The following is a 13,182-nucleotide window of genomic DNA, read 5'->3' as shown; positions in this document are numbered from 1 at the left end:
CTCGGCCTTTTCGTCATCGCGGGTGATACGGCGGCGGGTCCCGTCCGGCCCGGACGGGACCGGCCCGGTATCCGGCAGGGCCCGGCGCGGGCGTCCGGCGGGGCCCGGCGCGGGTCGCGTACGGGCTACGGGCGGTCGGGGCCGGCGCTGTTCAGGAGCCGGCGGTCCGCGCCGCCTCGTTCCACCGCTTGTCCAGGTCCGCGAAGTAGCCGTCGAGGCTTCCGTGCTGCGCGCCGCGGGCGAGGTCGACCAGCTTCTGGCGGTAGTCGGGCTTGTTCAGTCCGATCTCGGCCGCGTTGTCGATCGCGTTGACCTCACCGGTCTTCGCCTCGGAGCGCTCCAGGAAGCTGACATCGTTGTCAACGAAGTCCTTCAGCGTGCCGGGCATCGCGGCCGACTTCAGGGCCGGGACGGCGCCTTCCCTGGCCGAGTAGCCCGACTTCTGGGTGAACCAGTCGATCCAGGCCCGAGCCGCCGCCTTGTGCGAGGAGTGGGCGTTGACGGCCTGCTGGTAATCCGAGGCGAGAACGGCGCAGTACGTGCCGTCCTTCCGCAGGGGGAACGGCATGAAACCGATGTCCTCCGGGTCGGTGCCGGCCTTCTTCGCCGCGTCGCGCATCTGCGTGATGGCCCAGGAGCCCAGTTGCATGGTGGCGACCTTGCCCTGCGCGATCATGCCCTTGGAGGCCTCCCAGTTGGTGGTGTTGGGATCCTTCTCCGCCAGGCCGCCCTCGACGATGTCGTGGAGCAGGGTGTCGATCGTGCGCAGTTCGCCGCCCTTCCGCCAGGGAGAGACGGCCCCGGCGAGCTTGTCGCCGGCCTTGGCGTCGCAGGTGACGGAGCCGATGCTGTTGCTCCAGGCGGTCAGCGGCCAGCCGTCCTTGAAGTTCGTGTAGTACGGCAGGGCGTCCGTCCTGGCCTTGACGGCCTTCAGGTCGGTGAGGAACTCCTCGGGGGTGGCCGGCCAGTCGGTGATGCCGGCCTGCTTCCAGACGGCCTTGTTGTAGACGAAGCCGTTGGCCGTGCCGAACTGGGCGATCCCGTAGACCTTGCCGCCGACCTCGGTCTTGTCGCTGAACCGGTAGGTGCCGCCCAGTTCGGCGGCCGTGCCCAGCGGGGCGAAGAACTTCGGGTAGTCGTTCTTGGCCACGGCGGCCGGGATCATCAGGACGTCACCGTAGTCGTCGGTGTTCATCCGGATCCTGACTTCGCCCTCGTAGTCGGTGAGGGCCTCGAACTTCACCTTCACCCCGGGGTAGACCTTGGTGAACTCCTCGGCGTACCGGGCCATCGTCCCGTTCTGGACGAGGTCGGTGCGGTGGGTGAGGACCTTGATCGTGCCCGAGGCGTCGGCCGGGTCGGCCGGTGCCTTCGCCGTCTCACCGGAGACCGTGCCCCCGCCGCTGCATCCCGCGACGGTCAGCACCGCGGCGGCCAGCAGCCCACCGCGCCACCGACGCCCCGCGAACGTCGTGTTCTTCCCCATGTGCCCAGCTCCTCCAGGATTGCGGCTCAGCTCTGCGAGTGGGATGTCGGCACTATGTCAGCGACCTGTGAACCGGTAAAGCCGTAATTTCCAGCGCGATGCGCAATCGTTACCGTACGTCGCAGCGTACGACTCTGACATGCGGAATCATCAACCGATCATTACGGTTGCGTAGCTAGACCGGTTTATGGACAGCCGTCGATCGGCGCGTTAGGTTGTGCGCCGTTGTCCGTCGACCGGCCTGAGTCAGGCGATTGGAGCCGCATCATGAAGGACGTCACCCAGCTCACCGAGGGCTGGAGCCTGCGCCACGGGGAGGAACTGCTGGAAGCCCGGGTGCCCGGTTGCGTCCACACCGATCTCCTCGCCGCCGGGGCCATCCCGGACCCCTTCATCGCCCGCAACGAGACGGACGTCGCCTGGGTCGGGCGCCGCGCCTGGACCTATGTCCGCCCACTCGCCCACGACAGCGGCCACGAGCGCACCGATCTCGTCTTCGACGGCCTCGACACGGCCGCGTACCTCACCCTCGCCGGCCGCCCCCTCGGCGCCACCCGCAACATGCACCGCACCTACCGCTTCGACGTCACGGGCCGCACCGGTGAACTGGAGATCCGCTTCGCCTCCGCCTACGACGAGGCGGCGGCCGTCCTCGCGGTGACGGGGGAGCGGCCCAACGTCTATCCCGAACCCTCCCAGTACATCCGGAAGATGGCGTGCGGCTTCGGCTGGGACTGGGGGCCCACCCTGGTGACCGCCGGCATCTGGCGGCCGGTGCGGCTGGAGCACTGGTCCACCGCCCGCCTGGCCGAGGTGCGGCCCCTGGTCACCGTGACCGAGGGCACCGGCCGCGTCGAGGTACGGCTGCGCGTCGAGCGCACCGAGCGGGGGCGCGACCGGCGCCTGCGCGTCACGGCGGAGACGGCCGGCGTGCGCACCGAGGCCGAACTGACCGACGACGAGACGGTCCTCACCCTGGAGGTCCAGGACCCCCGCCTGTGGTGGCCGCGCGGCTACGGCGAACAGCCCCTGTACGACCTGGAGCTCACCCTGGGCGACGACACCGGGCCGCTCGACACCTGGCACCGCCGGATCGGCTTCCGCACGATCGAGCTGGACCGCTCCGCCGACGAACACGGCACCGGCTTCACCCTCGTCGTCAACGGCGTACGGCTCTTCGCGCGGGGCGTCAACTGGATCCCCGACGACGCCTTCCCCTCGCGCATCACCCCCGAGCGCTACCGCACCCGCCTCACCCAGGCCGCGGACGCGGGGGTCGACCTGGTCCGGGTGTGGGGCGGCGGCATCTACGAGGACGAGGCGTTCTACGACGCCTGCGACGAACTGGGCCTGATGGTCTGGCAGGACTTCCTCTTCGCCTGCGCCGCCTACCCGGAGGAACAGCCGCTGCGCGGAGAGGTCGAGGCCGAGGCGCGCGACAACGTTGTCCGGCTGATGCCGCACCCCTCGCTGGTGCTGTGGAACGGCAACAACGAGAACCTGTGGGGCTTCCGGGACTGGGACTGGGAGGGCCCGCTCGCCGGGGACTCCTGGGGCGAGGGCTACTACCTCGGCCTGCTGCCCCGGATCGTCGCCGAACTCGACCCCACCCGCCCCTACACCGCGGGCAGCCCCTGGTCCGGCTCCTGGGACCACCACCCGAACGACCCCGCCCACGGCACCCACCACTCCTGGGAGGTGTGGAACCGCCAGGACTACGCCGAGTACCGGGCGAGCGTGCCCCGCTTCGTCGCCGAGTTCGGCTGGCAGGCGCCGCCGGCCCTGGCCACCCTGCGCCGCGCGCTGCCCGGCGAGTCCCTCGCGCCCGACTCCCCGGGCATGCTGCACCACCAGAAGGCCGAGGACGGCAACGGCAAGCTGAACCGCGGTGTCGCCCGCCACTTCCCGCTGCCCGAGGACGACTTCGACCGCTGGCACTATCTGACCCAGCTGGTGCAGGCCCGTGCCGTCGCCGCCGGCATCGAGCACTGGCGCGCGCACTGGCCGGTGTGCGCGGGCACGGTCGTCTGGCAGCTCAACGACTGCTGGCCGGTGACCTCCTGGGCCGCCATCGACGGCGACGGCCGCCCCAAGCCGCTCTACCACGAGCTGCGCCGGGTCTACGCCGACCGGCTGCTCACCCTGTGCCCGGACCCCGACGGCCTGGTGCTCGCCGCGGTCAACCAGGCCGCCACGCCCTGGCGGCCGGCGGTGACCCTGCGGCGGGTCGCGGCCGACGGCACCACGCTCGCCGAAGCCGTGGTCGAGCCGGCCGCGCGGCCCCGTTCCGTCGCCCGGATCACCGTCCCCGAGCACCTCGTACCGGACCCGCGCACCGGGAGGGAGTTCCTGGTCGCGGACGCGCCGGAGTCCCCCGGCCCCGGCGGGGCCGAGAGCGGGGGAGGGCTGCGCGCACTGCACTTCCCCGTCCCCGACAAGGACTTCGCCTACCCCGCTCCCCGGTACGACGTCACCCTGGAGCCCGTGCCCGGACCGGGGGATAGAGTCGACGTCGTGGTGAGCGCCCAGACCCTCGTCAGAGACCTTCTGCTCCAGCCCGACCGGCTGGGCCCGGACGCCGTCTGCGACCGTGGCCGGCAGACACTCCTGCCCGGTGAGCGCACACGTATCCGGGTCGAGGGCTGCGGCCCGGTCACCCAGGACGCCGTCGAGGCCGCCCTGTTCTGCGTGGACCTCGGGTGAGCGGGACCGGGGAACGCGTCACCATCAAGGACGTCGCGGCGCGGGCCGGGGTGTCCAAGGGGGCGGTCTCGCTCGCCTTCAACCACAAGCCGGGGGTCTCGCAGGCCACCCGGGAACGGATCTTCGCGGTGGCCCGGGAACTGGGCTGGGCCCCCAGCGCCACCGCGCGCAGCCTGTCCAGCCAGCGGGTCGACATCGTCGGGCTGGCCCTGTGCCGGCCCGCCCGGCTGCTCGGCCTGGAGCCGTTCTACATGGACTTCATCTCGGGCATCGAGAGCGTCCTGGCCGAGCGGTCCTGCTCGCTGCTGCTGCGGCTGGTGCGGGACCTGGACGAGGAGATCGCGCTCTGCAAGGAGTGGTGGCGCGGCCGGATGATCGCCGGCGCGATCCTGGTGGACTTCCGCGAGGACGACCCCCGGGTGCCCGCCCTCCAGGGGCTGGGCATGCCGGCGGTCGCCGTCGGCCACCCCCGCCTCACGGGCACGTTCCCGGCGGTGTGGACGGACGACGCGTCGGCGGTCGCGGAGGCCGTCCGCTATCTGGCGGCCCTGGGCCACCGGCGCATCGCCCGGGTCGGCGGCCCGGCCGACCTGGGGCACAGCGTCATCCGGGCGCGCGCCTTCGCCGACACGGTCCGGCAACTGGGCCTGGAGGAGGCACGGCAGATCGCCACCGGCTTCGACGAGAAGGAGGGCGCCCGGGCCACCCGCACCCTGCTGCTCGCCGCCGACCGGCCGACCGCGATCGTTTACGACAACGACATCATGGCGGTCGCGGGGGCGGGCGTCGCCGCGGAGATGGGGTTCACCGTCCCCGACGACCTGTCGCTGCTCGCCTGGGACGACTCCCAGCTGTGCCGGATCACCCACCCGACCCTGTCGGCGATGAGCCACGACGTGCACCACTTCGGCGCGGAGGTGGCACGCGTGCTCTTCGACGTGGTAAACGGCGTGGACACCCAGGGCCACCAGGTCCCGACCCCGTCGCTGACCCCACGCGGCTCCACCGCGCCGGCGCCCGGGGGGTAGGCCGGCGGCCGGGGGAGCGGCTATGGCCGCATCAGCACGGTGAACAGCTGTTGCAGGGTGCGGGTCAGTGCGGTCTCGTCGGCGTCGTCGAGGGCGGTGTTGCCGATGACCGTGCGCATCAGCCAGAAACCCGCGATGACGGCGAGAGTCATGGCTGCCCGGTCGGTGCCGCGCAGGTGGGGGGCGACACCGACCAAGTGGGCCTCGACGTGGGTCTCGATACCCGCGCGCAGTATCTCGGCGGCCCGGGGGTTGGGCGCCGAGCGCAGCATCAGCAGGAACGGCGAGAGGTGCTCGGCCTCGGGAGCGGTGCGGCGGACGAGTGCGGCCGCGATGTCGCCGGCGAGAGTGGCGGGATCGCTGGTGAGGATGGTCCGATCCGCCATGGAGGCTTCGACCACAGCGGCGAAGAGCCCCTCCTTCGACCCGAAGTACCGGTTGACGAGCATGGCCGTAACGCCGGCCGCCTGTGCGATGTCGCGGACTCCGATGCCGTCGTAGCCGTGTCGGGTGAAGGCGTCGATGCCCGCGCGCAGGATCGCTTCTTTCGTGGCGGCGGCGTCTCGGCGTCGCGGAGGCGTCATGTCTACGAGTGTAGACTACTGTCATGTCTACATCTGTAGACATCAGCCGCTGGAGGGATGGACATGGATCTGAGACTGACGGGCCGCCGGGCCCTGGTGACCGGTTCGAGTTCCGGGCTGGGTGCCGCGATCGCCCGCCTGCTGGCAGCCGAGGGCGCCGATGTGGTCGTGCACGGGCGCGACGCGGCGCGTACGCGCGAGGTGGCGGCCGCCGTCGGTGCGGTCGCCGCGGCGGTCGGGGACCTCGCCACCGACGAGGGCGCCGACGCCGTCGCCGCCACCGCCGGTGCCGTGGACATCCTGGTCAACAACGCCGGCGCCTATGATCATCTCGGCTGGGAGGATGCCTCTCCCGAAGTGTGGTCACGCACGTACGAGATCAACGTCGTCTCGGGTGTACGCATGATCCAGCGCCTGGTGCCGGGAATGCGTGAGCGCGGCTGGGGCCGGGTGATCCAGATCGGCGGTGGCCTCGCGTCACAGCCGTTGGCAACGCAGCCCCACTACAACGCCTCTCTCGCCGCTCGGCACAACCTGGCCGTGTCCCTCGCCAGGGAACTGGAGAACACCGGCGTGACGTCCAACGTGGTCGCTCCCGGTGCCATCCTCGTAGACTCGGTGCGGAAGCTGCTGACCACGATCGCGCCCGAGCGCGGCTGGGGGGACTCGTGGGAGGAGATCGAACGCGATGCCGCCAGGGACCTCATCCCCAATGACATCGGCCGTTTCGGCCGCCCCGAAGAGGTCGCGGGCGCCGTGGCCTACCTGGCCAGTCCGTATGCCGACTATGTCACCGGTTCCACGATCCGCGTGGACGGCGGGACGATCCGTTCGGTGAGCTGACCTGCCGGGAGGCAGCGGCCCCTCCGTTGGCCGGAGTCGTCCGGCCGGTCAGGTGACTGCCGCGCACCGTCTCCGCCGGGTCGGATACAGGCGTTGTGGTCCGAAAGTTTCGAACAATGCGCACGTTGTTGCGTGGCATCCCTTCTTCTCCCCGCTCCCTCTCTCTCCCCGGGTCGCGCGAGAGCGGGCCTGAACAGCCAAGGAGATGTCACCAACACGCCTGCCGGTTACAGGAGGGTTTCCGAAAGCACGTCGAAACTGTTGACAGGGTCATGGCGCTCTACGAAAACTGTGGCCACCGGACGACAGGAGACCGTCGCCCCCTCGCGTCGTGTGACCGGAGGCGGCGGCCGGTCGTCGCGGTACGACCACGGGCGGCCCGCGCCGTGTTCCACGCCAGGCCGCGTGACGGGAGCCGCCCGCCCCCCACCAGCCTTCATCGGGAGGACGCATGCAGCAGCACGGCAAGCAGCAGGACCGGATCCAGCAGCACCCCGCCCCCCTCAGCGGCTTGAGCCGACGAGGCTTCCTCGGCGGCGCCGGCACCGTCGCGCTCGCCACCGCGTCCGGACTGCTGCTGCCCGGCACCGCCCACGCCGCCACCACCATCACCACCAACCAGACCGGCTACGACGGCATGTACTACTCGTTCTGGACCGACGGCGGCGGTTCCGTCTCCATGACGCTCAACGGCGGCGGCAGTTACAGCACCCGGTGGACCAACTGCGGCAATTTCGTCGCCGGCAAGGGCTGGAACACCGGCGGGCGCAGGACGGTCCGCTACACCGGCTACTTCAACCCGTCGGGCAACGGCTACGGCTGTCTCTACGGCTGGACGTCGAACCCGCTCGTGGAGTACTACATCGTCGACAACTGGGGCAGCTACCGGCCCACCGGCGAGTACCGGGGCACCGTCTACAGCGACGGCGGCACGTACGACATCTACAAGACGACGCGGTACAACGCCCCCTCCGTCGAGGGCACCCGCACCTTCGACCAGTACTGGAGCGTCCGGCAGTCGAAGGTGACCAGTGGCTCCGGCACCATCACCACCGGCAACCACTTCGACGCCTGGGCGCGCGCGGGCATGAACCTGGGCCAGTTCAAGTACTACATGATCATGGCCACCGAGGGTTACCAGAGCAGCGGAAGCTCGACCATCACGGTCAGTGGCTGACCTCTGTCCGGTGAACATCCGGCCGCGGGTTCCGCCCTGTTGGCGGGTCCCGCAGCCGTGGTGGACTCGCCTCCCAGGGGACGGGCCGGCCGGGTCGGCAGCCGGCTTCGCGCGGCGCGTACCCGTGTGGCTCGGTGCCGGCGAGGCGCGGCGGGTGCGCTGACCGGGCCGGGGCCGCCCTGGGAGCCGGTGCCGAATCGGTCGTAGGCGCACCGTGGCCGGGGAACGCCGTGCGCGGCGGCGCCCGGCCCGTCGAGGTGCTTGCCGAGGCCGGCGGCGGGAGCCGCCGCACGGGCGAGCGGCCTCGGGTGGTCGGTGAGGTCGGGAAGGCGGCCGCGACGAGGGACTCGTCGTTGCCGGTGTGGCGGGCCCGGGCCGGCCGCTCGCAGGCCGCGTGGAAGGGCCGCGCCCACAGGGGACGCGGCCCTTCGGAGTGCAGGGGTGCCGGCGTGCCGGCGTTCGCGGGTGCCGGGCTTGCGGGGTCAGCCCTTCGCGCAGGCGGTGCCGTTGAGACTGAAGGCGGCCGGCACGCCGTTGGCGGTGGTGGAGGAGCCGTTGAAGCCGAAGCTCACGGAGCCGCCGGCCGGAATCGTCTCCGTCCAGGCCTCGTTGGTGGCCCGAACCTGGTTGCCCTGCTGGACGGCCTTGGCGTTCCAGACCGAACGGAGCTTCTGGTCCCCGACGAAGGCGAAGGCGAGCTGCCAGCCCGTGACGGCCGCCGTCCCGGTGTTGCGGATGGTGACGTCCGCGTTGAACGAGCTGCCCCAGTCGCCGAGGCGGTAGTCGACCGAGCAACTCGCGGGCGCGGGAACGGATCCGCCGTCACCGAAGACGCCCGACTCCCGGGCCGTCCGCTGGATGCCGTCGGCGCCGGAGAAGACGCGCCGCCCCCAGGCGGTGAGGCGCGCGGCGTCGAAGCCGGTGGCCATGTCCAGGTACTCGACACCGCCGCCGTTGCCGCTCCAGGACCAGCCGAGGTAGCCCACACCGAGCTGCCGCGCGGTGGACATGATGGCGCCCTCGTCCGGATCGCCGTCCGAGTGCATGTCCCCGAACTCTCCCACGACGATCGGAAGGCGCTGCGAAATGAACCGGTCAAGGTAGCTTCTGACCTTGTCGGCGGTGTTGAACACGCCGTACATGTGGATCGAGAACACCGTGTTGCGATCGGGGTCCGCGGCGAATACCTCCGCGGCGTGGTCGCGCATGGTGAAGGACCAGTCCTGGCCCCAGTTCGGCGCGTCCACCATGAGCGTGTGCCGGAATCCGGCCGCCCGCATCCGGGCGAGGGCGCTCTTGGTGTCGGGGGTCCACGCCGCGTAGCCGGAATTGCCGTAAGGCTCGTTCCCGATGTTCAGGATGACGTACTTCTCCTGGCCCTGTACCGCGTCCTTGACACCTGTCCAGTAGTCGACGGCACGGGAGAGGGTGGCGGCTCCGGCCTGCTCGCCGTAGCCGGTGGTGTCGTGGGCCTCCAGGACGCAGACGAGCCGGTTCTGCTTGCACTGGGCGACCACGGAGGCGACGTCCGCGGTGTCGTTCTTCGTCCACCGGTCGCCGGTGGCGAGCACCACCCGTACCGAGTTGGCGCCCAGGGCCTTGACGTCCTTCAGCGCCTGCGCCGTCCTGGCGGGGTACCAGGCGTGCGCGTGGTTGACGCCGCGCAGGACGAAGTCGGCGCCGTTCGCGTCCAGCAGCCGGCCGTCGGCGACGTGGAACCCCGGGCCCGCCTGCGCCTGCATCCGTTCCTGTGCCTGTGTCTGTTCCTGCGCTTGTGTTTGTGCTTGTGCTTGTGCTTGTGCGGAGGATGGTGCGGCCAGTAGTGAGGTGGCGAAGGCCAGCAGCGCTCCCGCCGCGGTGGCCAGTCTCTTGCTCATCTCTGCTCCCCAAGTGGTGGCGCGTGGGGCCGGAACGCAAGGACATGTGCGTTCCGGCCCGGAATTCCGCTGCCCGGACGTCGAATTGCGGCTCACACCCGCCGGGAAAGCGGTGGCCTGAAATGCCTTCATCGGTGACTGGGGGAGAGGCTAGAACGAGACACCGGGGGTGACAACCGTCTGAGCGAAACCGGTTAAGTTTAGCTGGAGTTCAGTTGGCGCCCTGCGTGGCGAGCGCTCTGGAGGGGCGAGGGGGCGGGCCGACGGCTGCGGACGGGTCGGCATTGGTATGGACATGTCCAAGCGACCGCAATAGCCTGGGCTTGGTATAGACCAAGGCACGGTCCGGCTCAACCAACTCCCCACACGTTCCGAGGAGCGGCTACATGCGCACCAAGGGCAAGTTGTACGCGGCCGTATTAGGCCTCACCACCGCCGGCGCCTTCGCGCTGTCCGCCGGCGGTGCCAGCGGGCACGGCTACACCGACCTCCCCATCAGCAGGCAACTGCTCTGTGCCGACGGCACGGCGCGGGGCTGCGGCGAGATCCAGTGGGAGCCGCAGAGCGTCGAGGGCCCCAAGGGCTTCCCGGCGGGCGGTCCGGCGGACGGTCGGCTCTGCTCCGGCGGCGAGACCCGGTTCGGCCAGCTCGACGGCGCCCGCACCCCCAGGGGCGCGGAATGGCCCACCACCAAGGTCACCGGCGGCCAGAGCTACACCTTCCGCTGGCAGTTCGAGGCGCGGCACGCGACGACCGACTTCCGCTACTACGTCACCAAGCAGGGCTGGAACCAGGGCCACGCCCTGACCCGCGCCGACCTGAACACGACCCCGTTCCTGACGGTCCCCTACGGCGGCAAGCAGCCGCCGGCCACCCTCAGCCACAGCGGCACCCTGCCGACCGGGCTGAGCGGCCACCACGTCATCCTCGGCGTCTGGACCATCGCCGACACGGGCAACGCGTTCTACGCCTGCTCGGACGTGACGTTCTGAACAGGGCCCCGGCCACCTTGAACCACTGCCGGTCCGGGTGGCGCCCCTGAACCACCGGCCCCCGGGCCGGGCGCGAAGTCCCTGTCCGGCCCCGCCCCTTGACGCGGGCCCGGACAGGGATTCCAGGCCGTTGACCACCGAGGGCGATCGATGCGCATCGACCTGATGACTCGGGAGCACACGCCCGAGGTCTACGGGGGAGCGGGTGTCCACGCGGCGGAACCCACTCGCGCGCTGCGCCGCTTCGCGGAGGCGCGGGTCCGGGCGTTCGGGAACCCGGTCGCCGAGCCGCACACCACCGGGTACGCGGTGCCGGACACCCTGCGGGACGCCAACCCCGCGCTGCAGTCGCTGGGCATCGACGTACGCATCGCGGCCGACGCGCGCGGCGCGGACGGGATCTGCGCGCACGCAGGGGCCGGGAGGGACGCCATCGCGTGGAGACCGAGTCCACCTGGGACCACGGCCCTGAAGACGACCGAGGTGTACAAGTCCCTGGCCCGGTGAGCGGGACCACCCCACCGATCAGTCCCAGGGCGGCGGGCAAGGTTTCACCCCAGGTCGGCGAGGAGGCTGTCCAAGGCACCTTCGAGGGCCGCGGTGTTGGCCGGGCCGAACCAGGTGGTGCGGATGCGCTCGTTGCTTCCGGCGGGTGTCTCGTGGTCGGCGGCGAGTCGGTGCAGAGGGCGGGACTCGTCGCTCAGGGAACGGCCGACGTTCCGGAAGAGGCCGCGCACATACTGGTCGGCGATGTCGGGGGCGATGCCGTGGCCGGCGGCCCACGAGGTGAGCGTGGCGAGGTAGGCGTAGTGGGCGGTGAGCGTCCCGGTCAGCGCGGAGAAGACGTTGAACGCGGCCTCGTCCGTGACGGGGAGCGCTCCGCCCAACCGCTCGAAGAGGGAGTCCACCACCGGGTGCGAGGGGTACGTCACGGTGACGGAGCGGCGCTCGCGCACGGCGGGCAGCGGGATGGCGCGGATGATCGGGGCGCGGGTGACGAGGGTTCGGCGCAGGTCGTCGGCGGCGAGCCCGGCGATCAGGCTGACCAGGATCGTGCCGTCGTCCGGTGTCAGCCCGGCGAGGGCGTCGTGATGGTCCTGGCGGCGTACCGCGATGAACACCACATCGGCGCGGTCCACCACCTCTTGGTTGTCGGCGCACACGGTGACGCCCTCGAAGCGCTCGGACAGTCCGGCGGCGGTGCGGGCTCCCCGGGGGGAGAGGAAGACCTCCGTCGACGCGCCGCCTCCGTCGCACAGGCCCTAGACCATGGCCCGGCCGATCTCGCCCACTCCGATGATGCCGATGCGCTGCACTGTGTCGTCCTCCAGGGTGTGACGTCGCTGCTGTCGTGCGGGGCGTGGGACCCGTAGGCGCCGGGCCTGCTCGTGCGGCCGGAGGCGGATCGGGAGGCCGTCGGGCCGCCGGGTCCGGGGCGGGGCGCCATCGCCCCTTCGTCACCGCTCCAGGGCCGTGCGCAGGAATCGGAGGATCTCCGCCTGAGCGGCCTCGGCCTGTGGTTCCACGCCGGGCAAGGTGAGGAACGCGTGCTTCGCACCCGGGTATTCGGAGAGCCGCACGTCGGTTCCGGCCGAGCGCAGCCGCTCGGCGTAGCGGCGGCCGTGGTCGGCGACCGCGTCCTGGGTGGGCACCACGACGAGCGCCGGGGCGAGCCCGCTCAGGTCGTCCGCGTACAGCGGCGAGAGTGCCCTGGCGTCGGTTCCCGGCGGCACGGCGAGCCGCTGGACGAGCCGCAGGAGGGGCAGGGCCCGGCTCGGGCGGTACGCGAACTCGGCGACCGAGGGATGGTCGAACATCGTCTCGGTCACATCGACCACGGGGTTGACCAGCACCTGCGCCCCGAGCGCCAGGCCGGCGTCCCGGGCCCGGACGGCCGTCAGCGCGCTGATCAGCGCGCCGCAGCTCTCGCCGAAGACGGCCGTGCGCGCCGGGTCGGCACCCCACCGCGCGGCATGCCGCACCACGTGCTGGAGCACGTCCCAGCCGTCGTCGGCCGCGTTCGTGAGCGGACTGTCCGGGGCGAGAAGGCGGTGCTCGACCGAGACGACGAGCGCGGGCAGTCGAACGGCGAGGTGGCTGTTGGTCCAGTCGCACTGCGCCGCCGTGCCCACGAAGCCGCCTCCGTGCACATGGACCACGAGTGGCAGGCCGGTGCGGGCCGCGGCGTCGTCGTCCCCGGCCGGGGACGGCCGGTAGACCCGGACCGGTAAGTCGCGGCCGGGCAGCGCGATCTCCTGCCAGACGATCGAGGCACCGGGATCCGGCTCTCCGAGGATCGCCCGCGCCGCGTCGGAGGCCCGGAAGCGGTTCTCGGCCTCACGGTAGACGCGCAGTTCCTCGGCGGTGATCGCCGAGAAGTCCGGCTCCGGCGGTCGTACGGCGGTAGTGGTCTCGCTCATGTCTCCCTCTTCCTTCCCGGCCGGATGCCGGGTGTGCCGTCGCGGTCGGACAGTGCGTTGCCCTCATTGTAC

The 13,182-nt window shown here is 71.3% G+C and carries 11 protein-coding genes; 6 read left to right on the top strand and 5 right to left on the bottom strand.

The window, feature by feature from the left end; translation table 11 throughout:
- Positions 1-151: 151 nt before the first annotated feature.
- Positions 152-1,486 (bottom strand): ABC transporter substrate-binding protein, encoded by a 1,335-nt coding sequence (locus ABD350_RS04395; RefSeq protein ID WP_344346349.1) that lies wholly within the window; start codon positions 1,484-1,486, stop codon positions 152-154.
- 267 nt (positions 1,487-1,753) lie between these two features.
- Here ABD350_RS04395 and ABD350_RS04390 point away from each other — a divergent pair, with 267 nt between their 5' ends.
- Both ABD350_RS04390 and ABD350_RS04385 read left to right on the top strand, forming a co-directional pair.
- A complete protein-coding gene (locus ABD350_RS04390) occupies positions 1,754-4,189 on the top strand; it encodes a glycoside hydrolase family 2 protein (protein ID WP_344346348.1) in 2,436 nt (811 codons plus the stop codon).
- Complete coding sequence (locus tag ABD350_RS04385) at positions 4,186-5,217, top strand: LacI family DNA-binding transcriptional regulator (RefSeq protein WP_344346347.1); 1,032 nt, start codon at positions 4,186-4,188, stop codon at positions 5,215-5,217. Before ABD350_RS04390 ends, ABD350_RS04385 begins: the two co-directional genes overlap by 4 nt.
- Positions 5,218-5,237: 20 nt before the next feature.
- On the opposite strand, the gene ABD350_RS04380 is transcribed toward ABD350_RS04385, so the two are convergent.
- A complete protein-coding gene (locus ABD350_RS04380; protein ID WP_344346345.1) occupies positions 5,238-5,801 on the bottom strand; it encodes a TetR/AcrR family transcriptional regulator in 564 nt (187 codons plus the stop codon).
- A 63-nt stretch (positions 5,802-5,864) separates the two neighbouring features.
- On the opposite strand from ABD350_RS04380, the gene ABD350_RS04375 reads away from it, so the two are divergent.
- Both ABD350_RS04375 and ABD350_RS04370 read left to right on the top strand, forming a co-directional pair.
- Entirely contained in the window at positions 5,865-6,644 is a 780-nt protein-coding gene (locus ABD350_RS04375) for an SDR family NAD(P)-dependent oxidoreductase (protein ID WP_344346344.1), read from the top strand.
- A gap of 451 nt (positions 6,645-7,095) precedes the next feature.
- A complete protein-coding gene (locus ABD350_RS04370; RefSeq protein WP_344346342.1) occupies positions 7,096-7,821 on the top strand; it encodes a glycoside hydrolase family 11 protein in 726 nt (241 codons plus the stop codon).
- A gap of 482 nt (positions 7,822-8,303) precedes the next feature.
- Here ABD350_RS04370 and ABD350_RS04365 read toward each other — a convergent pair whose 3' ends face one another.
- On the bottom strand, positions 8,304-9,698 hold the full coding sequence (locus ABD350_RS04365; RefSeq protein ID WP_382466732.1) for a cellulase family glycosylhydrolase: 1,395 nt from the start codon (positions 9,696-9,698) through the stop codon (positions 8,304-8,306).
- Between the two features lie 386 nt (positions 9,699-10,084).
- Between ABD350_RS04365 and ABD350_RS04360 the strand changes: the two genes are divergently transcribed.
- Both ABD350_RS04360 and ABD350_RS04355 read left to right on the top strand, forming a co-directional pair.
- Positions 10,085-10,690 (top strand): lytic polysaccharide monooxygenase auxiliary activity family 9 protein, encoded by a 606-nt coding sequence (locus ABD350_RS04360; RefSeq protein ID WP_344346341.1) that lies wholly within the window; start codon positions 10,085-10,087, stop codon positions 10,688-10,690.
- A gap of 150 nt (positions 10,691-10,840) precedes the next feature.
- Complete coding sequence (locus ABD350_RS04355; protein ID WP_344346340.1) at positions 10,841-11,197, top strand: alpha-maltose-1-phosphate synthase; 357 nt, start codon at positions 10,841-10,843, stop codon at positions 11,195-11,197.
- Positions 11,198-11,241: 44 nt separating this feature from the next.
- Here the strand turns inward: ABD350_RS04355 and ABD350_RS04350 are convergent, their stop codons facing one another.
- Both ABD350_RS04350 and ABD350_RS04345 read right to left on the bottom strand, forming a co-directional pair.
- Complete coding sequence (locus ABD350_RS04350) at positions 11,242-11,949, bottom strand: NAD(P)-binding domain-containing protein (protein WP_344346422.1); 708 nt, start codon at positions 11,947-11,949, stop codon at positions 11,242-11,244.
- 198 nt (positions 11,950-12,147) lie between these two features.
- Positions 12,148-13,110 carry an alpha/beta hydrolase gene (locus tag ABD350_RS04345; protein WP_344346339.1) on the bottom strand — a complete coding sequence of 321 codons (963 nt, stop codon included), beginning with the start codon at positions 13,108-13,110 and terminating at the stop codon, positions 12,148-12,150.
- Between the last annotated feature and the right edge of the window lie 72 nt (positions 13,111-13,182).

The sequence above is a fragment of the Streptomyces nogalater genome (assembly GCF_039532885.1).
Taxonomy (GTDB): Bacteria; Actinomycetota; Actinomycetes; order Streptomycetales; family Streptomycetaceae; genus Streptomyces; species Streptomyces nogalater.
The sequence above is the reverse complement of the archived record's forward strand: the minus strand, read 5'-3'. Positions and strand labels throughout refer to the sequence as shown.